The 25,024-nt window shown below is 35.0% G+C and carries 23 protein-coding genes and 1 tRNA gene; 13 read left to right on the forward strand and 11 right to left on the reverse strand.

Annotated elements, in window-relative coordinates:
* Positions 1-257: 257 nt before the first annotated feature.
* Both EGI24_RS04230 and EGI24_RS04235 read left to right on the forward strand, forming a co-directional pair.
* Positions 258-548, forward strand: a complete 291-nt coding sequence (locus EGI24_RS04230) for a hypothetical protein (RefSeq protein ID WP_255047083.1) — start codon at positions 258-260, stop codon at positions 546-548.
* Between the two features lie 126 nt (positions 549-674).
* Positions 675-3,107 (forward strand): TonB-dependent receptor, encoded by a 2,433-nt coding sequence (locus tag EGI24_RS04235; RefSeq protein WP_255047084.1) that lies wholly within the window; start codon positions 675-677, stop codon positions 3,105-3,107.
* Between the two features lie 80 nt (positions 3,108-3,187).
* On the opposite strand, the gene EGI24_RS04240 is transcribed toward EGI24_RS04235, so the two are convergent.
* Genes EGI24_RS04240 through EGI24_RS04265 form a run of 6 tightly spaced genes read right to left on the reverse strand, consistent with a single transcriptional unit; the run spans position 3,188 to position 9,072 of the window.
* On the reverse strand, positions 3,188-4,357 hold the full coding sequence (locus EGI24_RS04240; protein WP_255047086.1) for a PLP-dependent aspartate aminotransferase family protein: 1,170 nt from the start codon (positions 4,355-4,357) through the stop codon (positions 3,188-3,190).
* Positions 4,357-4,920: a 1-acyl-sn-glycerol-3-phosphate acyltransferase gene (locus tag EGI24_RS04245; RefSeq protein WP_255047087.1), complete on the reverse strand. Its 564-nt coding sequence runs from the start codon at positions 4,918-4,920 to the stop codon at positions 4,357-4,359. The genes EGI24_RS04240 and EGI24_RS04245 overlap by 1 nt, the downstream gene beginning before the upstream one ends.
* Positions 4,921-4,922: 2 nt before the next feature.
* On the reverse strand, positions 4,923-6,053 hold the full coding sequence (locus tag EGI24_RS04250) for a site-2 protease family protein (protein WP_255047089.1): 1,131 nt from the start codon (positions 6,051-6,053) through the stop codon (positions 4,923-4,925).
* A 2-nt stretch (positions 6,054-6,055) separates the two neighbouring features.
* Positions 6,056-6,688 (reverse strand): HAD family phosphatase, encoded by a 633-nt coding sequence (locus EGI24_RS04255; protein ID WP_255047090.1) that lies wholly within the window; start codon positions 6,686-6,688, stop codon positions 6,056-6,058.
* Between the two features lies 1 nt (position 6,689).
* Positions 6,690-7,643, reverse strand: a complete 954-nt coding sequence (locus tag EGI24_RS04260; RefSeq protein ID WP_255047091.1) for an acetyl-CoA carboxylase carboxyltransferase subunit alpha — start codon at positions 7,641-7,643, stop codon at positions 6,690-6,692.
* A 10-nt stretch (positions 7,644-7,653) separates the two neighbouring features.
* The gene (locus tag EGI24_RS04265; protein ID WP_255047092.1) at positions 7,654-9,072 is read right to left on the reverse strand and encodes an MBL fold metallo-hydrolase RNA specificity domain-containing protein; all 1,419 of its coding nucleotides are present in this window, start codon (positions 9,070-9,072) and stop codon (positions 7,654-7,656) included.
* An 84-nt stretch (positions 9,073-9,156) separates the two neighbouring features.
* Between EGI24_RS04265 and dacB the strand changes: the two genes are divergently transcribed.
* The 4 genes from dacB (at position 9,157) to EGI24_RS04285 (ending at position 13,634) form a co-directional block, all read left to right on the forward strand.
* Positions 9,157-10,554, forward strand: coding sequence for a D-alanyl-D-alanine carboxypeptidase/D-alanyl-D-alanine-endopeptidase (dacB, locus tag EGI24_RS04270; protein WP_255047094.1), 1,398 nt, complete (start codon positions 9,157-9,159; stop codon positions 10,552-10,554).
* Between the two features lie 150 nt (positions 10,555-10,704).
* Positions 10,705-11,982, forward strand: coding sequence for a pyridoxal phosphate-dependent aminotransferase family protein (locus EGI24_RS04275; RefSeq protein ID WP_255047095.1), 1,278 nt, complete (start codon positions 10,705-10,707; stop codon positions 11,980-11,982).
* A gap of 8 nt (positions 11,983-11,990) precedes the next feature.
* Positions 11,991-12,791, forward strand: a complete 801-nt coding sequence (locus tag EGI24_RS04280) for an alpha/beta fold hydrolase (protein ID WP_255047096.1) — start codon at positions 11,991-11,993, stop codon at positions 12,789-12,791.
* A gap of 27 nt (positions 12,792-12,818) precedes the next feature.
* Positions 12,819-13,634: a hypothetical protein gene (locus tag EGI24_RS04285; RefSeq protein WP_255047097.1), complete on the forward strand. Its 816-nt coding sequence runs from the start codon at positions 12,819-12,821 to the stop codon at positions 13,632-13,634.
* On the opposite strand, the gene EGI24_RS04290 is transcribed toward EGI24_RS04285, so the two are convergent.
* On the reverse strand, positions 13,605-13,799 hold the full coding sequence (locus EGI24_RS04290; RefSeq protein WP_255047098.1) for a hypothetical protein: 195 nt from the start codon (positions 13,797-13,799) through the stop codon (positions 13,605-13,607). The two genes, EGI24_RS04285 and EGI24_RS04290, sit on opposite strands and share 30 nt — an antisense overlap.
* A gap of 1 nt (position 13,800) precedes the next feature.
* Complete coding sequence (locus EGI24_RS04295) at positions 13,801-14,037, reverse strand: cytochrome b5 domain-containing protein (protein WP_255047188.1); 237 nt, start codon at positions 14,035-14,037, stop codon at positions 13,801-13,803.
* A 134-nt stretch (positions 14,038-14,171) separates the two neighbouring features.
* On the opposite strand from EGI24_RS04295, the gene EGI24_RS04300 reads away from it, so the two are divergent.
* The 5 genes from EGI24_RS04300 to EGI24_RS04320 all read left to right on the forward strand — a co-directional run bounded on the left by EGI24_RS04300 (position 14,172) and on the right by EGI24_RS04320 (position 20,155).
* Entirely contained in the window at positions 14,172-14,621 is a 450-nt protein-coding gene (locus EGI24_RS04300) for a hypothetical protein (protein ID WP_255047099.1), read from the forward strand.
* Positions 14,622-14,705: 84 nt separating this feature from the next.
* Positions 14,706-15,719 carry a thiamine-phosphate kinase gene (gene thiL / locus EGI24_RS04305; RefSeq protein ID WP_255047101.1) on the forward strand — a complete coding sequence of 338 codons (1,014 nt, stop codon included), beginning with the start codon at positions 14,706-14,708 and terminating at the stop codon, positions 15,717-15,719.
* Positions 15,716-16,843 (forward strand): C40 family peptidase, encoded by a 1,128-nt coding sequence (locus EGI24_RS04310; protein WP_255047102.1) that lies wholly within the window; start codon positions 15,716-15,718, stop codon positions 16,841-16,843. Before thiL ends, EGI24_RS04310 begins: the two co-directional genes overlap by 4 nt.
* A 46-nt stretch (positions 16,844-16,889) precedes the next feature.
* Entirely contained in the window at positions 16,890-19,880 is a 2,991-nt protein-coding gene (locus EGI24_RS04315; RefSeq protein ID WP_255047103.1) for a PVC-type heme-binding CxxCH protein, read from the forward strand.
* Positions 19,877-20,155, forward strand: a complete 279-nt coding sequence (locus EGI24_RS04320) for a SelT/SelW/SelH family protein (protein WP_255047104.1) — start codon at positions 19,877-19,879, stop codon at positions 20,153-20,155. Before EGI24_RS04315 ends, EGI24_RS04320 begins: the two co-directional genes overlap by 4 nt.
* 44 nt (positions 20,156-20,199) lie before the next feature.
* Here EGI24_RS04320 and EGI24_RS04325 read toward each other — a convergent pair whose 3' ends face one another.
* Positions 20,200-21,462, reverse strand: a complete 1,263-nt coding sequence (locus EGI24_RS04325) for an asparagine synthetase B (protein ID WP_255047105.1) — start codon at positions 21,460-21,462, stop codon at positions 20,200-20,202.
* A 129-nt stretch (positions 21,463-21,591) separates the two neighbouring features.
* On the opposite strand from EGI24_RS04325, the gene EGI24_RS04330 reads away from it, so the two are divergent.
* Together EGI24_RS04330 and EGI24_RS04335 are read left to right on the forward strand one after the other, a co-directional pair.
* The gene (locus EGI24_RS04330) at positions 21,592-22,833 is read left to right on the forward strand and encodes an ABC transporter permease (protein WP_255047106.1); all 1,242 of its coding nucleotides are present in this window, start codon (positions 21,592-21,594) and stop codon (positions 22,831-22,833) included.
* A 116-nt stretch (positions 22,834-22,949) separates the two neighbouring features.
* A tRNA-Leu gene (locus tag EGI24_RS04335) sits at positions 22,950-23,033 on the forward strand.
* Between the two features lie 686 nt (positions 23,034-23,719).
* Here the strand turns inward: EGI24_RS04335 and EGI24_RS04340 are convergent.
* Positions 23,720-24,508 carry an MOSC domain-containing protein gene (locus EGI24_RS04340; RefSeq protein WP_255047107.1) on the reverse strand — a complete coding sequence of 263 codons (789 nt, stop codon included), beginning with the start codon at positions 24,506-24,508 and terminating at the stop codon, positions 23,720-23,722.
* Positions 24,509-24,726: 218 nt separating this feature from the next.
* The gene (locus EGI24_RS04345) at positions 24,727-24,939 is read right to left on the reverse strand and encodes a hypothetical protein (RefSeq protein WP_255047108.1); all 213 of its coding nucleotides are present in this window, start codon (positions 24,937-24,939) and stop codon (positions 24,727-24,729) included.
* Positions 24,940-25,024: the final 85 nt, after the last annotated feature.

Consider the following 25,024-nt stretch of genomic DNA (forward strand, 5'->3'; position numbering starts at 1 on the left):
CAAATATATTGTAAAAATGAGCATAGTTTGATTTTAGAACCTGGCAGCCGTTATTTTAACCTCAAAATGGGTAAAATTTAATTTTATTTATAAAAATGACTCATTTTTAATTGCATTATTCCAATTTTTTTATATATTTTTTGAATTATTAGTAATTTTTTAACCTATTTTTTCTTTTTTCACCAAAATTATATTTCGTTTTATTTGGAAATAGCCAAATCAATCGCTTAAATTTGTATCAACAAAACGACATATAAATGAGAAATTCAATTGAAAAAGACGGGTATAAATTATTGTTTGGCATTTTAACTTTCTTCGGTATAGTTCTTGCCATCGTCTCTACTTTATTATTCATTGACTTGAGGGGTTTCGCTCCAAAAACTTTGAGTGTTTCTTCTTCTCTGTTGTTCTTATTAATTGGTGTTACTTTGTGGCTTCGTACTGAATATTTGAAACTTTACAATATCAATCAATATCAAACCAAAAGAATTCCAATGTGGTTTTCGGCTGGTGCTTTTATTTTGGTTGGAATATTTTTATTGGCATAACCTATTTTTACCTATATATTGTACTTTAAAGAGGCTCAGGCCTCTTTTTTTATGCATTTTTTTATGATTTCTTAAACCTACTCTGGAGATATTGGGTTATAATGTTTATAATATTATACATCTAAAATGAAACACTTATTCATCACATTATTTTTAATTACTTCTTTCACAGGCTTTTCGCAAAAAAATGGCAGCATCACAGGGAAGGTCATCGACAAAGGCACCCAGGAGATACTTCCATTTGTAAGTCTACAAATTGTGGGCACTCAAAAAGGTGGCACTACGGACGAAAACGGAAATTTTCGTATCAGTGAGATTCCAGTTGGCACCTACAATATTTTGTTCAGCTATGTTGGCTATCAGAACTTTACCCTTTTCAATGTCGTCATAAATACAGGAAATGAGAGTACTTTTCAAGTAGAATTGGAGCCTCAGAAAAATGATCTAAAGGCTCTTGAAGTAACTGCAAAAAAAGAATCTGCTTTCACAGGCACATTAGAATCTCCTTTGAGTATTCAAAAACTCACTACCGAAGAAATTAGAGCCAATCCTGGCGGAAACTTTGATATCAGTAAGGTAATACAAATTCTTCCAGGCGTGGGTGGCGGCGTGGGTGGCGGTTCATTTCGAAATGACATCATCATTCGAGGTGGTGGATCTAATGAAAACGTTTTTTATCTGGATGGCATTGAAGTTCCTGTAATCAACCATTTCCAAACTCAAGGAAGCAGCGGAGGACCACAAGGGATGCTCAATGTAAGTTTTATTGAAGACGTAAAGCTTAGTTCCTCAGCTTTTGATGCTCGTTACGATAATGCTTTAAGTTCTGTTTTTCAGTTCAAACAAAAAAATGGCAATCCAAATGAACTACAAGGCAACATCAGATTAAGTGCCACTGAATTAGCCACTACTTTTGAAGGACCTATTTCAAAAAATACTACATTTTTGGCTTCAGCTCGAAGGTCTTATTTACAATTATTATTCAAAGCCATCGATTTGCCAATTAGACCAAATTACTGGGATTTTCAAACAAAAATTAGCCATCAAATTGACAAAAAAACTTCGTTGACATTTGTAGGTCTTGGTGCAATTGATGAGTTCAGTTTTGCTATTTCGGATGAATATTCAGCTGAAAAAGCACAAACTATTAATTCTGCACCAAATATTAATCAGTGGAACTATACCGTTGGGGCATCACTTAAAAGGCTGATAAACAATGGCTATTGGAACTTAGCACTGAGTAGAAACATGTTTAACAACGACATAGTAAAATACGAAGACAATGAATCTCCTGAAAGCTCACCTAAAACATTAGATTTAAATTCTCGAGAAGCCGAGAACAAATTACGTTTTGATGTAAATCAAACTTTGAATGGCTGGAAACTGGCTTATGGTTTGTCAACGCAGCTTGTAAAATACACGAATGAAACTTTCAATGTGATACGAAAACAGATTCTTGACGCTAACGGAAAGGTTGTTCAGCCTGAACTAAGTATCAATTTTGAAAGCCCAATCAATCCTTTCATGAAATATGGAGCATTTGTACAAATAGGTAGAAGATTTCAAAAATTAGGTCTTAGTGGGGGAATTAGAACCGATGGTAACAGTTTCACCGACAATGGAATGAATTTATTGAAAACGCTATCACCAAGAATTTCTTTGAGCTATTTTCTGAATAGCCAATGGTCCGTCAATGCATCGGCTGGTAGGTATTTCAAATTACCACCCTATACTATTCTAGGTTTTGCAAATACATCGGGTACTTTATTAAATCAAGACGCTGAATATCAAATCAGTAACCATTTGGTTTCTGGCGTTGAATTTATTCCAAATGAAAGCTTGAGATTTACGCTTGAGGGATTTTATAAATTTTACCAAAATATGCCGGTTTCTAAAAATTCAGGTATTTCTTTGGCCAATTTGGGAGCTGATTTTAATGTTTTAGGCAATGAAGAAGTTTTATTTACTGGAGATGGTAAGACTTATGGAATTGAGTTTTTTGCCCAAAAGAAACTTACAAAAAGGTTTTTTGGTGTCTATTCTTACACTTACTACAGGAGTCTTTTTAGTGGTTTGGATGGCAAACTGATTTCGAGTTCATGGGACAATAGACATTTGATGAGTTTTGCCGTAGGTTATAAATTCCGAAGAAACTGGGAAGCAGGCTTGAAGTTTCGTTTGCAAGGTGGAGCTCCATACTCACCAATTAATGAAAATGCCTCAAGGCTCAATTATATAACCCAAGGCACTACCGTATATGATTATTCACGATTAAACACACTTCGATTGGGTTCATTTAATAGCAGTGATATCAGAATTGACAAGAAAATTAACTTCAAAAGAACTGCCTTAGATTTGTATATAGATGTAACTAACTGGTATTTAGCCAAATCTCCAACTGTTCCAGAATTTACCCTAAAAAGAAACGAGACCAACACAGGTTTTGCAACAACTGATGGTGGCCAAATTAAACAAGATGCATCGAATGGAATTCCAGTAATTTTAAACGAACCATCGGCTTTGGTAACACCTACTATTGGATTTATTTGGGAATTTTAATATTAGAACTTGTTTAATATGAAAAAGCACTTGAAGTTATACTACAAGTGCTTTTTTATATAAATATTTATCAGAAATTCTTAATTCGAGCCTTCAATGGCTTGAGTAAAATCTTCAATTAAATCTTCAATATCCTCCAGGCCAACAGAAACTCTCATACTTCCTTCAAAAATACCCAATTTGGCTTTATCCTCCTTCGATACTTTGGCATGCGTTGTTGTATCAGGGTTTGTAATCGTCGTCCTGCTATCACCAAGATTAGAAGTTAATGAAACTATTTTTAGTAGTTTGGTAAACTTCACAACACGGTCAAATCCCCCTTCTAGTTCGAAAGTTACTAATGCACCTCCTGCTGTCATTTGTTTTTTGGCCAATTCATATTGTGGATGAGAAGGCAAAAATGGATAATTGACTTTTTTAACGCCTTTAATAGTTTCTAATGCCTTGGCCAATTTTAGTGCGTTTTCACAATGTCTATCTAATCTCAATCCAAGGGTTTCTAAACCTTTTGTAAGCACCCAAGCGTTAAATGGTGCCAAAGAAGGTCCAGTTTGACGACAGAAAAATCTAACTTTTTCTATCAAAGCCTTTGTGCCAACTATAATTCCACCCAAAACTCTTCCCTGACCATCAAAAAACTTGGTTGCTGAATGTACTATAAGATTTGCACCATAATCTGATGGTGTTTGGAGCATTGGAGTGGCAAAACAATTATCTACAAAATATATCAAATTGTTTTTTTTCACCAATTCCCCAATCATTTCCATATCCACCAATTCAAGACCAGGATTAGAAGGCGTTTCCAAGTAGATCATTTTTGTATTGGGCTGAATGGCATTTTCCCATTCCTCTTTCGGTGCAGATGCATCGATATATGTATGTGTTATTCCCCAATTGGGAAGAATTTGCGTAATAATCTGATGTGCAGAACCAAACAATGCTTTAGACGAAACAATATGATCTCCTGAAACCAAAGTAGCAGCAAATCCTGCAAAAACAGCAGCCATGCCAGTAGCTGTTGCAATACCTTCGTCTGCATCTTCTAACATACAAACTTTATCCACAAATTCTTGAACTGTTGGGTTCGAAAAACGCGAATAAATATTGCCTTCGAGCGTATTGTCAAACAAATCTTTACCCATTTGAGCATCTTCAAAACAAAAGCTACTGGTCAAGTAAAGAGGCGTAGAATGCTCTCTAAATTGTGTTTTTTCTGTTTGAATACGAATCAATTTGGTCTGCTTTTTCATCAAAAAATATCGTTTTTATAATTATTTATCCAGTTTTTCTGAATTCCTCCCATTTTCCCAAAAAATGGAAGAAAGTACGTTTTCATATCAGCTGCAAAATCACCACTTGGAAAAAATGGATCTGCAATGATTACTTCTTTTTTTACTAGGTCAAAACCAACTCTAATAATTGGAATATTAGCACCGACTGCAATATAATAAAACCCTGTTTTGAGTTTATCCACATTTTTTCGGGTACCTTCGGGGGCAATACCAATCAAGATTTTTTCAAATGAATTGATCACCGCCACCTGACTATCCACCATATTCATTTTTTCGGACCTGAATACGGGTGTTCCGCCCAAAGCTTTAAAAATAAACCCGAATGGTGGCTTAAAAAGTTCTGCTTTACCCAGGTATTTAATTTCTAATCGCATTTCTGCTCTTGCACTTATTCCAACTAAAAAATCCTTCCAACTATTGTGAGGAGCTACTGAAAGTATGGCTTTTTTGATTTTAGGATCAACTTCCCCAATCACTTTCCAACCCAAAAGCCTAAAGCAAATTCGTAATAAGAAGTTCATTTTCAATTAATTGGGTTAGGTGAAAAACAAATAAAGAAAATAAATATTGCCAACCAGCCTAGAATCTTTCTTGTTATTCCCAGTGGTTTACTATCAATTGTCTCAGGATGGTAGACACCCAAAACACGACCAATTAAAAAGCCAAATGCTAGGAATCCTGAATAGCCTGAAATTTGTGGAGCGTATTTTGAAAAAGTCAACTGAAAAAGAATAACCGCAAGTGCAAGTATCAAACCATTCAATTTTTTATCAAATATTCTCGAAAAACACAAATAGTTAAAATAAACAAAAAATAAAAATTGCAAAAGAAGCATGCCTTGCTCTTCCGAATATGCCATTGTAAAGTCCGTCAATTTAAACATACCCAAACCCGAATAAGAAACCAATAAAACCAGAAAAACAGGGGATACTATGTCAAAAGCTTTTTTCCCGATAAGGGCAAAAAGTATATGGCCACCGTCCAGTTGGCCAATTGGTAATAGATTAAGAGCGGTAAAAAGCAAACCCAAAAATCCTGCTAAAATTAGCGGATAATGGGTAAGTTCAAATTTATGTGGTATCAAAGATGGATCGGCAAGATTACTTTCTAAAAAATTATATATCAGGCTTTTACCCAAAGTTATTATCTCACCGTTGGTCTGATATGTATCCAAAAACGCTCTATAATTTCCTTGAAAATTTTTGTATTCGGGATGAATAGTGTAGATGTAATCGTCGGCTGGCAAATAGTAAAATCCACAGGCCAAAACAACTACGGCAACAACGAAACCCGCCAATGGCCCAGCTATACCAATATCAAAATAATCGTTCTTTGAGTTAATTTTTTCCTTGATTTTTATGAAAGCTCCAAATGTTCCAATTGAGGTTAAAACCACAAACCATCCAGGGATATAGTAAGGTAACGTGACATCTATTTTACGGATTTTGGCCATAAAATAATGTCCAAACTCATGGGTAGTAAGAAAACCCAAGAATGGAATAGAAAACCAAAGCCCCTCCTTAAATTCTGCTAAACCCATCATGTCGCTTTGAAAAAAGAAGGATTTACCGTAAATCCACTCGGCCCCAGCAAGTGTGGTGGTAATGATTGTAACCACAAAAAGAATGATATTAATATAAGGGCTTTTTAGCATTTCTAAAGTATATGTTCTAAGATTTCAGTAAAACACTCGGGCGGATTAATTTTTATACATTGTATACCTAAATCTGATGCAGCATCTATATTGTCCTGATTATCATCAAGAAACAAAATTTCATGAGGTTTCAAACTTACTTTACTAATAACAGCATCATAAATTTTGTAATCTGGTTTCCAAAGCCCCATTTTGTAAGACAAAAATGTCTCATTAAAAATAGACTCGAAGTTTGCTATTCCGAATCTTGTCCTGAAATATTGTTTGCACTGCTCAATATGAATATTATTGGTATTGCTGAGCAAATAAATCGGGTATTTCATTTTCAAAGATTCCAAAAAGTCTAACCTTTTTTTGGGCACATCTAACAACAAAGCGTTCCACGCTTGATCAATCTCTTGATCATTAAGCGGATAACTAAGTATTTGTCGGATTACATCTCTAAATTCATCATCGGAATAAAAACCTGTTTCATATTTTTTGAAAACTTCTGCATCTGCAAAAAGTTGCTTTATTCTTGCAGGAGACTTAAAAGTCAATTCTGAAAAAGCCAAAATAGTTTTTTCAACATCAATATTGATGATTACATTTCCAAAATCAAATACAACGGCTTTTATGGTAGATTTAGAACCCATACTATTCTACAACAACGCCCATTGAACAAAATTTATCAATTCTTTCCGAAATTCGCTCTTGTGGAGTCAATTTCTCAAGCTCGGTTATTTCCTTAATAATGGTTTTTTTCAAGGTTTCTGACATTTCATCCCACTTTAAATGTGCTCCGCCTTGAGGCTCAGCTATGATTCCATCTATTAAGCCATTTTGTTTCATATCCACTGCAGTCAGTTTGAGTGCTTCAGCCGCTTGTTCTTTAAACTCCCAAGTTCTCCAAAGAATAGTTGAGCAGTTTTCAGGCGAAATTACTGAATACCAAGAGTTTTCAAGCATTAATACTCTGTCACCTATGGCAATCCCCAAAGCTCCTCCAGATGCTCCTTCGCCTATTATTATACAAATAACAGGCACTCTTAATGTCATCATTTCTTTCAGATTTCTTGCAATGGCTTCTCCTTGACCTCTTTCTTCTGCTTCTAAACCTGGAAACGCCCCTGGAGTGTCTATTAAAGTTACTATAGGCAAACCAAATTTTTCAGCCAATTTCATCAACCTCAGAGCCTTTCTATATCCTTCTGGATTTGGCATTCCAAAATTCCGATGTTGCCTTTCTTTGGTTTTTCTTCCTTTTTGCTGACCAATAATCATCACACTTACACCTTCGATGTTGGCTATTCCACCCACAACAGCCGGATCGTCTCTAACTGTTCGGTCTCCATGCAATTCATGAAATTCGGTGCAAATTCTTTCTATATAATCTAAGGTATAAGGTCTTTCTGGATGCCTTGAAAGCTGGACTCTCTGCCAACGGGTGAGATTCTGAAAAGTTTCAGCTCTCAAAGAATCAATAGCGGATGAGAGGTTTCTCACGGCGTCGCTTACATCAACATTGTTGTCTTCGGCCAATTTTTTCATGTCTTCTAATTTGGCTTCAAGTTCTGCTATCGGTTTCTCAAATTCTAATAAAGTTCTCATTGAAGTCTATTTATAATTCAAATGATTGGTTTTGATTGGGTAATACTACGTTTTCGTAACCTTTCGTTTCTAATATTTCTTTAAAATTTGTCATGGCATCAAAGTCGCCATGAACCAAAAATAACTTTTTTAACTTAGTTTTATCTTGGTTTTCTGCAAAGCTAATCAAATCGTTTAAATCTCCATGCCCACTAAACACATCTATTTTTTTAATGTTGGCATTTACGGCAAATTTCTTGTTTCTGATTTGTAAATCTTTCAAATCCCCTGACAATAACCTACCTCCTACCGAGTCTTCGGTAGCATAGCCTACCATCAATATTGTGGCATAAGGATTTTCGATGTTTTTCTCTACATGATATTCTACTCTTCCACCTTTTATCATGCCCGAAGACGAAATGATAATACACGATTCTGTATGCGTTGAAGCAGCTTTACTTTCTAAATCAGTTTCAAGATAATGGAGATTCTCAAAGTCGAATATTGAATCTGTTTCTTCATAAAAATCTCTGGCCTCTTTGTTTAGTTGTTTTCTGTATTTTTCATAAACCTTTGTACTCACTCTTGCTAATGGACTGTCCGTAAATACTTTAATGGGCTTAATATCGTAGTTTTGATAAAGTCTATTGAGGGTATAAAGCAAACATTGGGTTCGGCCAACGCTAAAAGATGGAACAATCAATCTTCCCGTAATGTCCACACAGGCCTCCTGAATAATCTGTCTCAACACTTCCTCTGGTTCACCAGCATCTGAGTGGTTTCTATTGCCGTAGGTCGATTCCATGACCAAATAATCTACCTCAGGCATAGCTACTGGGTCAACTAAAAGTGGAAAGTTTTTTCGGCCAATATCTCCAGAAAAACCGATTTTTTTGAAAACTCCGTTTTCCTTAACTTCAATAACTATATGAGCAGCACCTAATAAATGACCAGCTGGATAAAATGTCACATATCCGTCGTCTTTAAACTTAAATCTATTGCCAAAAGCTATAGGTACAAAGTTTTGAATAGCTTCGTCGACCTGTTTTCTCAAATAAAGCCCTTGTGTTTCTATGCTTTTCCACTTTTTAGATTTCTTATGGCTTTTCTCTATACTTTTTACGATTTTCGAGTTCAGATTGGCGGCATCGTGCAACAGCAATTCAGACAGTTCCATGGTTGGACTTGTACACAAAACTTGTCCTTCAAAACCAGATTGGTAAAGATTTGGAACTTGACCAGAGTGATCTATGTGGGCATGTGTCAGGAGAACAATATTTACGAGAGAAGCATCAAAAGGAAAATTTCCATACTGAAAGACCTCTCGGTGATTTTGAGAGCCATCCAATGTTGAACCGCAATCAATAAGAATACGATAATCATCCTCTAGTTCTAAGAGAAACATACTACCTGTCACTTTTCTGGCTGCACCATAAAATGTAAGCCTCATTGAATACTGTTTTTTAAAAAATTCATGTAAAAGGACTGCAAAGATAGTATATTGGAGTACTATTAAAGAAAATTTTAGAAATTCATGAAAATATTTTGCATAATAATCTTACAAATAAGCACTTATTCAAGTCAATTAAATACCATTATTTCACAATTTCTAGGAAATTCCTCAGCCGAAAATACAAATATTTCCATCAGCATAAGAAAAATATCAGATGAAAAGGAAATATTTAGCTATCAACCCAAAATGGCTCTACCGCCAGCTTCTACCTTAAAATTAATTACTACAGGAACAGCCCTTGATACTTTGGGGGCAGACTTCAAGTTTCAAACTTTAGTAAAAATTAGTGGCCAAATAACCAATGGCGTTTTGGATGGAAATATCATTATCGTGCCAAATGGAGACCCTAGTTTTGGTTCGAAAAGACTAGGCCTAAACTCGATCAACCAAATAGTGGATGCATTAAAGGTAAAAAAAATTAAGCAAATAAATGGGAGCGTACTGATTGAAGAAAAAAGCAAACATGTGATTCCGAATGATTGGCTTTTAGGTGATTTAGGAAATTACTATGGTGCATTCCCTAAAGATTTTAATTACAATGAAAACTTTTATACCGTTTATTTCAATGGTGGAGATAAAGTCGGTGATTCAGCAAGCATTAAAAATGTTTCACCAAGTTCGATTAAATGGAAAATAAAAAACAACGTAACAACGGCAGATAAAGGCACAGGCGACATGGTCAATATCTTAAACTTAGCTCCTTATAATGAAATAGTTATGACTGGAACCGTGCCCTTAAAGAGTACGAATTTTGAGGTTAAAGGCTCAATTCCAAACATAAACGACGTTTTTGAAGATTTGCTTATTTTGGAATGTTCAAAAAATGGAATTACAATCTCCAACCAACTTTTCATAACTGGTACTCAAATGGATACCTTAATTGTTTTAAACTCTCCTAAACTTTCCACTATTACTGAGCATTGCAATTTTAGGAGTATAAACTTCTACGCAGATGGCTTATCCAACTATTTGATAAGCACAATAGCTGATTCTTCTCAGGACTTTAATTTATTTTTGAAAAATTATTGGTCAAAAAAAGGTTTGAATCTTAACAATTTCAATTTTTTGGATGGAAGTGGCTTATCCCCGATGAATACATTTTCTTGCCAAACCATGACTTCATTTTTATCTAAAATGGCCATAAGTAAAAGCTTCGACTCTTTTTTAGCCAGTATCCCAAAAGTTGGAAAGTCAGGAACTGTAGCTTCATTAGACCCATCAGGAATAACTCGTGGGAGAATTCATGCCAAAAGTGGTTCTATTTCAGGAACTAGAAATTATTCAGGGTATTTTTTTAACGAAAAAAATGAGATTTATGCATTCAGCATCTATCTGAATGGGATAAATGATACCATTCAATTATTTTCTCGACAATTTTTGCAAAATTTATTGTTTAAAATGATTGATTTAAATCAATAGTAATTTTATTTGCCAGTGTTTTAAACGTGTTCCCAAAAAATATAAATTTAACGAAAATACTATCCCAATGCAAAAATGGATGGTATTCTATGTGCTTTTTTAAAAATACAATTCACTCTCTCATATTTTTCACCATAAAAAAAGAAAACAATGGGAGTATCCATCTTTGACAAAATTTCTAAGGATTCAGGTCCGCTGGGTGCCATTTCACATTTTGGTCACCACTATTTTAGCTATCCAATTCTTGAGGGTGAGATAGGCCCCTATATGACCTTTAATGGAAATAAAATCCTCAATTGGTCATTGAATAATTACCTTGGATTGTCAAATCATCCTGCGGTTAGGAAGGCAGACTCCGACGCAATTGACCAGTTTGGACTTAGCTATCCGATGGGTTCAAGAATGATGAGTGCAAACTCTTACCACCATGAAAAATTCGAAAAAGATTTGGCAGAATTCTCTGGCTATGAAGACGCTTTTCTAATGAATTTTGGTTATCAAGGAATTATGTCTGTGATAGAGGCCGTTGTGGATCATCGAGATGTAATCGTTTTTGATGGAGATTGCCATGCTTGTTTAATAGATGGTATCAGACTTCACAAAGCCAAAGGAGGGGCATATTATAGGTACAACCACAACGATATGGCCAGTCTTGAATTGAACCTAAAAAGAGCAACCAAACTTTCCGCTCAAAACGGTGGAGGCATTTTAGTAATAACCGAAGGTGTTTTTGGGATGACAGGGCAAATTGGCAAAATTGATGAAATAGTATCCTTAAAGGAACGGTTTGATTTTAAACTCCTTGTCGATGACGCACATGGCTTCGGCGTTTTAGGTCCCAATGGTAGAGGAACTCCAGAACACTTTAATTGCCAAAGTGAAGTAGATTTGTACTTTGCCACTTTCACAAAAGCCATGTCTGCAATGGGGGCGTTTGTTGGAGCTAGTGCAGAGGTAGTCAAATATCTCCGTTATAATGTTCGATCACAGATTTACGCCAAAGCTCTGCCAATGGGCTATGTTTTGGGCGGTATCAAAAGATTAGAGGTAATTAGAGAGAATCCTCAATTTCGAGAAAAATTGTGGCAAATTGCTATGAGGCTGCAGAATGGCTTGAAAGCAGAAGGCTTTAACTTAGAAACAACCAATAGCCATGTAACGCCAGTTTATTTCAATAAAGATTTTACTCAAAATGAAGTTGGAAATATGGTTATAGACTTAAGGGAAAACCTGAAGATATTCTGTTCAGTAGTCATTTATCCAGTGGTAAACAAAGGTGTCGTGATGCTAAGACTCATTCCTACTTCGATGCATTCTTTTGAGGATGTAGATTATACGATAGAAGCTTTCAAAAAAATTAGAACAAAACTTCAAAACGGTGAATATAATTTTACCATACCTTTAAGAAGTGAAATGTATTCAAACTAAAATATTTTATGCCAATTATTGAGTTAAAAAACGCTTCCTGCAATTATATACTGGAAGGAGAAGGTCAAGAAACCATAGTATTTGCTCACGGCCTATTGTGGAGTCATTGGCTTTTTCATAATCAAATTGCTTTCCTAAAATCCAAGTACCGTATTCTTGCTTTTGATTTCAGAGGTCAAGGTAAATCCACCTCTAAAAATGGCAAGTACGATATGGATAGTTTGTTCGACGATACCGTTGAGCTAATTGAAACTCTCGTTGGCAAGCCCGTCATTTTTGCGGGTTTATCTATGGGTGGCTATGTTGGTATAGCTTTAGGAGCCAAACGACCCGACTTGGTCAAAAAGTTAATTTTGATGGAAACCACCACTGATGCAGAAACCGTGGATAGTATTTCTAAATACAAAATGCTGAATAATATGGTGAAAACTGTTGGGTATTGGCCTGTTGAAAAATCAATAATGGCTATTATGTTTGGTAAAAAGTTTCTGGAAGATAAATCAAGATCAAACCAATATGATGCTTTTTTAAAGAAGCTCAAAGAAAATAACCGGTCGCTGATTGTAAAAGCCACGGAGGGAGTCATTTTAAGAGAGTCAACAGAATATCATTTGCCCAATATCAAATGCAAAACTTTGATATTGGTTGGTAGTCAAGATGTTCCATGTCCTGTGGAAAAGTCGCAACACTTAGCAGATAATATAATAAACTCACAGCTAATAATTATTGATGGGGCTGGACATACCGGAACTTTAGAGGAGCCTGAGAAATATAACATGGCTATCAAGAACTTTATTGAAAATGATTGATACTTTTGGGTTGTTTTTGTTTAAAAAATGATTCAAAATAAAGTCAAAACGGTTTTTCAATATATTTCATTTTCCAGCTTAAATGTAGTGCTGGCTACTCTTGTTTGTTTTATAGCATTCTATAAACTCCCAAACAATCAGCCATTTAAAGACTTTTTATCGCTTGCCCAGCTAGGTTTGACCTGCTGGGCAATTTATATTTTAGATAGACTTCGAGATAATATCTCATCCTTAGAAATTATTACAGATCGCCATAAATTCCATTTTGAACATCAATTTATACTACAAATATTATTGATTTCTTCAGTGTCAATCACAGCGATAATAGCTCTATTTCAACCTTTTATACTCAATATATATGGAATATTACTTTTAGTGGTTGTAGTTTTTTATGTTTATTTTATCTCGCCAAAATATCCATTTCTGAAAGAGCTTTTCATGCCAATTATCTATACAGCAGCGGTGGTAGGTGTGCCGTTTGTTTTAAATTCAAGCATAAGTTTTAGTTCGTGGATTTTAGCTCTCATGTTTTTCGGTGTAGTAATTCAAAATGCCTTTTCATTCTCTTTATTTGAATCGGAGGAAGGCCAAAACACAGAAAATATTTGCAGTAAAATTGGCCAAAAAAATACAAGAAAAGTAATTAACTACGTGACGAGTCTTAATATATTTTTGGTTATTTTCTTTTTTGGAAATCAATTCCACTACCCAAATTTGCTTTCGTTTATCATAGTTACCATTTCAATAGCTACCTCTCTGATTGTTGCAAATTCAAATCGATTCAGAGATAGTTATCGTTGGATCATTGATTCCTTACTTTTTCTTCCCTTGATGGTCTTTTAGTTTTTGTATCCCTCTTCTGTAAAGAGCAAATAAAACTCCACCTATGCCTAGCATCAACAAAAAATAAGTATCCGAAAAAGGGACATCTTTGTAGATAAATTGGTCTACCCAAATTACTAAAAAGCCAATGCTTCCAAAAAATATTAATACATCTACCAGTTTCATATTAGTCAATTAGTTTACCAATTATTTTCATCTTATCAAAAACAGCTTCAGTATGTGGTGCATCCTTAAGTTCAGCTGTCAAATCTTGCCCAGCCCAATGCTCGTAGTGTTTACCGTTTTTCCAAAGTCTCGAATTTGAAACATCATACACCATTCCTTTGTAGGCCACCCAAATTTCTGGTTTGTCAGTCCCATTTCTAAGCGACAAAGCCCTTTTTTTAATTTCTTTTAATTCCAAAAGCTGAAAATTTAATTTCAAAAGTAATACAATTGTTGTTTTTGGTATGTTTTTCAAAGAAAAATGTGGCATTTTTTTTGCCTTATACAACGAATCAAGATATATTTACGTTTTATAAAGAAAACAATTTTATTATGAACAAAAGGTTACTATTTTCAACTATAATCACTTTTGGTGTTTTTGTTATATTTTCTTGTAAGCCTAAAGTTGCTCCAGTTTCTGAAAGAATTGCAAAAATATGGACAGCAAGTTCAGTTAAAGAAAATGGTACTGAGGTATACAAAACTGGTGGAACAGCCAATACGAAACCTGGTTACAGTACTTATAAATTAGACCTTTCTACCCCACCAAATGTCACTATTAGAGAAATTGATGGTGGAACATACACCGGTACATATTCAGTAACGGCCACAACATTGTCAATTAAAGGGCTTACTCCACAACCAACCGGTACAGGTGGAAATTTAGATTTTACGATTACCTCACTTTCTGATGAAGGCACAAACTTGGTTCTTACTGCTACTACTCCTTATCCAAAAACTGGAAATACCACGAATACTTACACTTTAACGACCAGTAATTAATCTTAGTTAAATATAGTCATTGAAGGTGTTTCGAAAGAAACACCTTTTTTTTGTATATAGCTTCTAATACCTTAATTTTGTTAAATGGAAAAAGAAACAATTGAAAGTCTTGGAGAATTTGGACTTATAGATAGAATAAAAAGTAATGCGGTTATTTTCAATACCAACACCGCTTTGGGAATTGGTGACGATGCCGCTGTAATAGATAATGGCAACACTTTTACACTTATCAGCACTGATTTATTGCTCGAAGGTGTTCATTTTGACTTAACCTATACCCCACTTAAACATCTGGGTTATAAGGCTGTTGCTGTTAATGTTTCAGATATTGCCGCCATGAATGGCACACCAAAGCAGATAACGGTTTCAATTGCCATAAGTAATCGTTTTGATTTAGAGGCCATTGATGAGTTTTATGAGGGTGTAAATGCCGCTTGTGAAGCCTATCACATAGATCTTGTGGGAGGTGATACGGCCTCAAGTCGCTCAGGATTAGTTATTTCTGTGACTGCAGTTGGAGAGGTTGACAAAGACAAAATTGTTTATAGATCAGGAGCTGGTGAAAACGACATCGTTTGTGTAACGGGTGATTTGGGAGCCGCATACATGGGTTTGCAAGTATTGGAGCGTGAAAAACAAGAATTTCTTGGCAATCCACAAATGCAACCTAAAATAGATGATAAAACATATGTTGTTGGAAGGCAACTAAAACCAGAAGGTCGTACAGATATTGTACATGATTTAAACGAAATAGGTGTAGTTCCTACCTCCATGATCGATATTTCAGATGGTTTGGCTTCAGAAATCCTTCACCTTTCTAAGCATTCTCAAGTTGGATTTACTGTATTTTTTGATAACATCCCGATTGAAAATATCACTTTGGAAACTTGTACTGAATTCAATTTGAATCCAATTGCCAGTATAATTAGCGGTGGAGAAGACTATGAACTGTTAATTACTTTCAAGCAATCTGATTTTGAAAAGATAAAATCGATACCTGAAATTACACCTATTGGCTTTGTGACAAAAGAGATAGAAAATTGGTTGGTGTTAAACTCCGGAGAAAAAACTAAAATAGTAGCCCAGGGTTGGAAATGAAAAGACTTTTTTTAATATCCTTCATATTATTAAGCTATTGTACATCAGCACAATGTGACGAAGATATTGAAAAAAACAGGAAAATTTATGCCCCTGATAAAAGGACTGTGATTTTCGAAATAAGCTACAATGCTCAATTTAATTCAATTCGAGGAAAGACCAATTCATTAAATGCGAAAAAGGCACTTTCAGAACTATGCCTGCAACGCAATGTCATAGATTCTATTCAATTTTTACCAGCTAAGGAAAATAATTTAAAAAAATACGGAATTGTCCATGTTTCGGTAGCGAATCTTAGGACAAAACCTGAGGAATCTGCTGAGTTAGCTTCACAGATGTTGATGGGAATGCCACTTCGAATACTCGAAAAAAATAGAGGCTGGTACAGAGTCCAATGTCCAGATGATTATATTGGATGGATAGACGGCTCTACGATGACCCAATTCTCTGAAAATGAATATGCTATTTACCAGTCTGCAAAAAAAGCAGTATTTACAAAGCCATTTGGATTTGCATTATCGGATACTTCATCTATAATTCGTCCCATTAGAGATTTAAGTTTTGGGAATCTATTAACGCTTCAAAAAATAGAAAAAGGTTTTGCAGAAGTAATTTTCCCTGATGGAAAAACTGGATTTTTACCAGCTAATGAAATACAGAATTCAGAAGATTGGCTAAAAACTCGCAAAACTGATACTGAGTCTTTGGTTAATAATGGATATCAGATGTTAGGAATTCCTTATTTATGGGGAGGTACATCTTTCAAAGGAGCCGATTGTAGTGGTTTTACCAGAATGACTTTTCTAGCCTCAGGAATGTTATTACCAAGAGATGCCTCTCAGCAAGCATTATTGGGCGAAACTGTTTCGATAGATTCTGAATTCACTAAACTATCAAAGGGTGATTTGTTGTTCTTTGGAAATCTCCAAACTTCAAAAGTAACACACGTGGCTATATGGGCTGGAAACAAATCCTTCATTCATTCTTCCGGAATGATTCAAGTAAATAGTTTTGATATAAATTCTCCAAATTATGATGAATATAATCTTAAAAGACTACTTTTTGTAAAAAGAATAGATCATAAACAATTATATTTATCAGGAAAAAACTTTTACAAATTCTAAATATAGATTTTGTAGATTTACTTATCTATTTAATATTCAACTCTCGATGAAAAAACTTTCAATTTTATTGGCGATTTCGCTATGCTCTTTTCTTTCTGACCAAAGAGAACCCCTGACTTCCGAAGCATATGCCAAACTCACAGAATCTCAGAAAAGGACTGTTGAACATGCCTTAGATGGTATAGAATTAAAAGATCCTGAATTAGAAATTAGTCTTTTTGCATCAGAACCTATGATGACCAATCCTACCAACATGGACATTGACGCCAAAGGTAGAGTTTGGATTTGTGAAGCCTATAATTACAGGAATGCCCTCAATCCAAGAAATCCTTATAACCCTAAAGGCGACAGGATTTTGATTATGGAAGACACTGATAAAGATGGCAAAGCCGATAAATCAAAAGTATTTTATCAAGGCGAAGATATCAATGCAGCCCTCGGTATAGCGATTTTGGGAAATAAAGTCTATGTATCATGCAGTCCCAATGTTTTTGTTTTTACAGATGAAAACGGCGACGATATACCTGATAAAAAAGAAATTCTTTTTTCTGGAATTGGTGGCCTCCAACATGACCACGGTATGCACGCATTTGTTTTTGGACCCGATGGTAAGCTTTACTTCAATTTTGGCAATTCAGGAAATACTTTAATTTCGAAAAATGGAAAATCGTATTTGGATGATAAAAATAAAGTTATTACGGGAGATGGAAAACCATATCGAGAAGGCATGGTCTTTCGAGCAAACGAAGATGGAACAGATCTAGAGCCATTGGCCTGGAATTTTAGAAACAACTATGAACTTGCCTTAGACAGTTACGGAAAAATGTGGCAGTCTGACAATGATGATGATGGAAATAGGAGTACGCGAATAAACTATGTAATGGACTATGGAAACTACGGCTTCAAAGATGAAATGACTGGTGCCGACTGGAGAGTCCGCCGAACAAATATGGAAGATTCAGTATATCGCAAACACTGGCACTTAAATGATCCAGGAGTAGTACCCAATTTGTTACAGACTTATGCTGGTTCTCCAACCGGAATTATTTTCTATGAAGGTTCTCTCCTACCTGCTAAATATCGAAACCAAATAATACATTGTGATGCTGGGCCTAATATTGTGAGAGCTTATCCAGCAGTAAAAAATGGTGCTGGATTCTCAGCCACTGTCTTGAATATTTTGGATGGTTCAAAAAGAGATAAATGGTTTCGACCATCTGATGTCACAGTAGCTCCAGATGGTTCCTTATTTGTGTCAGATTGGTACGATCCAGGCGTGGGAGGCCATGCCATGGGCGATTCATTGAGAGGAAGAATATATCGAATAGCACCTAAAGGAGTCAACTATAAAGTACCTGTTTATGATTATGCCAACGCCAAAGGAGCCACTGAAGCTCTTCAAAATCCAAATCAATCAGTTAAGTATTTAGCTTATCAGTCATTAAAAAATATGGGATCTAAAGCTGAAAATTCACTTAAAGAATTGGTGAATGATTCAAATCCTGTAATGGCAGCGAGAGCATATTGGCTTTTAGCAGATCAAAATAGCCTATGGATTAATCACGCAGCTGAAAGTCAAAATGAAGACTTGAGAGTTTTGTCGGTCAGAATGGCTAGGAAATATTTCAAAAACCCCTATGAGTTTTTAAAAGAAATGGCCAGTGATGCCTCTATACAAGTCAAAAGAGAGGTCGCATTGGCTATTAGACACAAAAATTATTCCGATATTTGGGTAAAATTGGCTTCGGAATATAAAGGGGAGGACCGTTGGTACTTAGAGGCCCTTGGTATTGCCGCCAACGAAGATTGGGATAAATCCTTGGAATTGCTTCAAGGAAAAGAGGGAAAAGAGTGGTTGAGCAAACCACACGTAAAAGAACTGGTGTGGCGAAGTAGAGGAACCAAAACGATGGAATATTTGGCTGAGATTATTCAAAATGAAAAGTCTGAAGCCAATAAATGGAAATATTACCGAGCTTTCGACTTTCAAAAGGGAACAAACAAAAACGACATCCTTTTCAAACTTATAAAATCAGCTAAAAGTGATGAGGAAAAAGTGACCATTTTTAAACTTCTGGATCAGAATACTATTCAAAATAATACCAATTTCAAGGTCGAATTTCCGAAACTATTGGCTGGAATAAAAAATGATTTAGACTTTCTCGATTTGGTATCCAAATATAATGTGAAATCTCAATTTACGAGATTACACCATTTAACATTGAATTCTGTGGATCGCCAAGTTTCTGCTGAAGCAGGCAATGCCAGTGTAAAAATGCATGGATCTAAAGGGCTTTTATTAGAACTGAATAATCCAAAAAATATAAAGAAAGCAATAGACAAATATGGAAATGTCGACAATGCCTTGATAGCCAACGAACTCATTAAAATTTACACCAATAAAAAATATTCTGAGGAAATTAGAACTTTGGCACTTAATGAAATGGGCGGCTGGGAGTCTGAAGCTATCCTTTGGGAACAGTTTAAGGCAAAGAAAGTCCCAGTAGAATTTGTAGATATGGCCTTGAGCATTCTTAAACGCACGTGGCATGGAGATATCAGAAACGAAGTCAATAAAATAATAGCAACGGGTGGCGGTGAAACCATCAACATTGATAACGTATTGAATGGAAAAGGTAACCAATCAGCTGGAAAAGAAGTATTTGCGGCATATTGTGCATCTTGTCATCTAGCCAAAGATTCAGGGATTGACTTTGGGCCATCTTTGTCGCAAATCGGAAATAAATTGAGTAAACAAGGACTTCTAAACGCCATTGTCAATCCAAGTGAAGGCATTGGATTTGGTTATGAAACCCAAGAAATTACCATGAAAAATGGAGATGTTTTGCAAGCCATAATCACTTCAAAAACTGAAATTGATTTAATGATAAAATATCCTGGCACTTCAAATGTCACAATTTTGAAATTAAAGGATGTTCTAAAAATTGAACAAAAAAATGATTCCTTGATGCCTAAATTTGCTTTAAACGAAGCAGAATTAAAAAATCTTATTTCTTATCTAGAAATACTAAAATGAAATATCAAATCACTATCGAGTATTGTCCAAAATGCAACTGGATGATGCGTGCGGCATGGATTGCTCAAGAACTTTTGGTTACTTTTGAAGAAGAAATTGAACTGATGAGTTTGAAACCAAGCCCATCGTCGGGTAGTTTTATAATTTGGATTGGTGATAAGGCTGTCTATGATAGAAAAACCTTTGGGGGATTTGCAGAACCCAAAGTTATCAAACAATTAATCAGAGACTTCATTGCTCCAGATAAAAATTTGGGACATGCTGACCATAAATAAACAACATTTCGGTCAAATATTTGACTATTTTAGAATTTGAAAAACTATGTTTTCAATTTCTTTTTCTTAGCGGCAGGAAACAATACATTATTTAAAATAAGACGATAACCAGCAGAATTTGGATGTAAATTCAAATCTGTTGGTTCTTCATTGACCATATGTTGATAATCCTCTGGGTCGTGGCCTCCATAATAAGTCCAAAAACCTTTTCCAGCGGTCCCGTGTATATATCTTGCTTCATTTGAAAGCCTATTTTCGGCCAAAACCAAAACCTCTGATTTTATAAATTGTTTCTTAAATGCGGTTGTTTGACCCATAAATCCCTTTATTAGATTCTGATGATTTTGCGTTAACATCGTCGGAACAGGATCATATTTTGCAGAAAATTCAAATAAAGTAAAATAATCATTCGACTCATTTACACCACGCTCTGTTGGCTGATTGTCAATATCGGAAAATTCCACTTCGTAAGGATCAGGTTCTAAACTAAAATTCTTAAAAGCAAAGGTTCTATCAAAATTAAGTTTTGAATTTGCCTTAGGATCAGAGCCATCACCATCATATACCGATTCCACAATATCAATTCCTTGAGCCGCCAGTGCAACTTCATAAGTATCGGTAGCGTTACACATCGCAAACATATATCCACCTCCTAAAACAAACTCACTTACTTTTTTCGCAACGGCTCCTTTCAATTCTGAAGCCTTTGAATAGCCAAATTTTTGTGCTATACTTTCGACCTCACGCTTTTGTTCTTGGTACCAAGAAGCACTTTTCATTCTTATAAACTTACCATACTGGCCAGTAAAATCTTCATGATGTAAATGCAGCCAATCGTATTCTGGCAACTTTCCGCTCATAACTTCATCATCATAGACTTTATCAAAACTTATCTCTGCGTAGGTCAAAGCCAAGGTTACCGCGTCATCCCAAGGCTGGGCACTTTTAGGTGTATATACAGCAATTTTCGGTGCTTTTTGGAGCTTAACAGCGTCCATGTTCACGTCGGGATTTTTTACCAATCGAATAATATTAGCAGCCTCAGCTTCAGAAATCACATCATAACTGATTCCTCTTACCACACATTCATTGATAAATGTTTGACTAACTGGAAACATAAAACTTCCACCTCTATAATTTAAAAGCCAATCTATTTCAGTTTCATAATTTTTTAAAACCCAAAATGCCAAACCATAGGCTTTTAAATGATTCTTCTGAGAATCGTCCATAGGAATAAAGACCTGATTTGCAAAAATCCGACTGCTGAAAGTCAAAAAAATGATAAACGGCAAAATGGCTTTCCTCATTGGCTTGCTTAATTATTTTCGAATATGGTAATTTGCATTAAAAACAAAAATACCTTACAATTATTGTTTTAGTATATTTAAAATAAGGTTTTATTAAAAAATAATTCCAAAAAGTTTTACCAAAAGAAAATGAATTTAAGAGAAAATATATCTGAGGGACTTAGGTCAATAAAATCAAATTTACTGAGAACAGTTTTGACGGCAGCCATAATAACGTTTGGTATAATGTCTTTAGTAGGGATTCTTACAGCAATTGAAGGCATGCAAGGCTCTGTAAACAAGAGCTTTGAGGGTTTGGGAGTGAATACTTTTGATATAAAAGTCGAACAAAATAATGGAAGAAGAAGAAGGGGAATTGTAAAAAAACAACCTAAACCAATTTATTTTAGGCAAGCTCTTGACTATAAGGAGAACTTCTCAAAAAAAACTAGGGCCGTCGTTAGTATTTACACGGTAGCCTCTCAAGGTGAAACCGTAAAGTATGAAACTGAAAAATCGAATCCGAATATTTTAGTTATCGGTGCTGACGAAAATTATCTTAATCTAAAGGGTTATAAAATTCAATCAGGTAGAAACATAACCGAAAATGATAGATTCTATTCAAATAAGATGGTTTTGATAGGATTTGAAGTAGCCCAAAAGTTTTTTCCAGAAACGAGCCCAATTGGTAAAAACATAACATTGATGGGTGAAAAATTTAATATTGGTGGTGTATTAGAAAAAAAAGGAAGTATTACTGGCGGTGATGACGACAGAGTAACCATCATTCCGTTGGAAGTTGCCCGAAACTTTGACCAGAATGGCAAATTCTCCTATGAAATTACCACCTCAGTGCCAGATGCCATAGATTTGGATTATACTTTGGCGGAAGCAACTTCTGTAATGAGAATTGTCAGGGGCGACAAAGTTTATAATGAAGACTCTTTCAAAATAGAAAGATCAGATGCCCTTTTGAACGACTTAAATGAAGTTACAGGATACTTGCGTATTGGTGGATTTGGAATTTCTATCATAACACTTCTAGGAGCTTCTATTGCACTCATGAATATCATGATGGTGTCTGTAACTGAAAGAACCCGAGAGATAGGCATAAGAAAAGCTCTGGGAGCTTCTCCAAACAAGATTCGTCTTCAGTTTTTGATAGAAGCCATTGTAATATGTATCATAGGAGGTTTGGCTGGCGTGTTTTTAGGCATAGCGGCTGGAAACATTGTTTCGTATTTTATGACGGGAGGCGGCAGCTTTGTTGTACCATGGAACTGGATAACCCTCGGTCTTGTCGTTTGTATAGTTGTAGGTTTATTATCAGGATATTACCCTGCTTACAAGGCATCCAAATTAGACCCAATCGAGTCTCTAAGGTATGAGTAACACGATTTGTGATTGATTTCTCTGAATATTTTTCACATTTTTTTTGAAAAATAATTACAAAAAACTTGTACTCTTGGGAATCATATTCTACTTTTGCACTCCCAACACGAAGACACGCCCGGATGGCGGAATTGGTAGACGCGTTGGTCTCAAACACCAATGAGGTTACACTCGTGCCGGTTCGACTCCGGCTCCGGGTACAGAAGGCTCCTAAAGAAATTTAGGAGTCTTTTTTTTTTCTACTCCAATTATCTCGTTTTACATCCTAAGCTATTTCACAAAGAAAAATTATTCTCGATAAACCCTGTTTAAAAATTTTGTAAGATTATTCCACGGCAGGTCATTGTACAAGAATAATGGATGGATTTGTGGAAAATTTAAAATACTAGCGTAGATACAAAAAAAAAGGACTGGAACAATTGTTCCAGCCTTTCCCGCTACTAAATCCACACAACTTTTATCTTAAATTTCTTTATTTCTGATTCGATTGCTATCCTATTCTCTGATAACATTACAAAAGTAATCCTTTTTTTTAAATCAAAAAAAAAAACAAAATAATTTTTTTTAATATTTCGCAAAACAATAAATATAAATTCAGATTCTTAAATGATATTTTAGTGCTTTTTCGCTCAAGTCCTTTTGCAATTAACTATTAGTTAACTACATAAATAAAGGATTGAAAAAAAACTGAATGTTAAAATTTATATATCTTTAAAGATATTTTAAACCAACGAAATTGATATATATCAATTTTAGCCTTCCATTTCTCCCCTTTTTTATTTTTTTGAGTTAAAATTTCGCAATTATTCTGACCGTTAAATAAAAATGCTTGCTTTTTTTATGAAATTTATTGTAAGAGGTGTCTAAAATTAGACTCAGTAAAAAATTAAACAACCTTATCTCCTACAGCTATGCCTCCGGTTTTATGAACTACCACATTTTGTCCGAATAAAATCCTATGTTCAAACTTCCTAAACTTTGATAAGGTTAAAATGGGCTCTTTAGATTTTTCGAAAGTCTCCTGATTGATTGTAGTCATTATGCATCTGGCACAAGGCTTGACCCCGTATAGCACTGTGCCACCTATTTTTATCTCCCTGAGTGTATCTTCAAAAAAAGCATCACAATTTTTAATAACAACATTGGGGCGAAATCTTTCCATCGGTATTTTCTCAGGACATTTTGAATTCAGCTCCTCAAGTGAGGCTTCACTGATGATCAAAATCGGATATCCATCAGAAAAACTGGTATGCTCCACTCCATTCACTGCATATTTATAATAAATCATTCTAATCGATTCTTCGGATTGGTAAACCAAATTAACCTCTTGTCCAAGTTGCTGACTAAACCAATCGCTGATATCCTTACCAACTATTTCTGCCATTAATTCATCATCCCATACTTTTACCAGCATTTTAATTCCAGATTTGGGCTGAAATGGTATATTAATTTTACTTTGAGTAATTTTATTTAAAACACCTAAAAACTGATCATTAATAGATAGTGAAAAAGCTGCCAGTTTTGGCAAATTCCGTTGTGTAAGAAATAAGCCTTTATCATCCACCAGCATCCATCTTCTGTCATGTTTGAGACCTCTCATTTCCACTTCAGATTTTTGTAAAGAAATACCACCAAGCGATTTTATGGGGAATATGAACAATTTAGAAATTTCCATTTAGTAAGTAGTATTTGAAAAATAATTCCTAAGTTATAAAAAATATAATGGAGAGAATATCTTTTTATCTAAAAAACCCGCTCCCTTTGCAAGTTTGGGCAACATAGAGAAGTACGTTTATCAAACAATCCAAATTGGTTTGAAGACAAAAAAGGAAAATACAAATGAACTTTAATGTTTTGGAAGACAATACCTATGCTTAGTTCAAGAAAAATTACTTACAAAACATTTAAAATATAATCCTTGGGAGTGTAAACAGGGATTTCTGAAAAGAAAAAATCGCCAATATTTTCTGTAATAATCATATCACATTTGGCATTCAATGCGGCATAATATTGAAGACCACCCTCGTAATCATTTATTTTATTATTGATGTTCACAGCGTATACCTCATCAGGACCAATTGAAGTAATTTGAATTTGGTTTGACAAGATTTTTATTTTTTCGATTGCTTTTTTATTTCCACATTTTTTCTCTGCAAAATAATAGGCAACGGCCAAACAAATTGGAGATGTG

The sequence above is a fragment of the Lacihabitans sp. CS3-21 genome, assembly GCF_024343675.1.
GTDB lineage: Bacteria > Bacteroidota > Bacteroidia > Cytophagales > Spirosomataceae > Leadbetterella.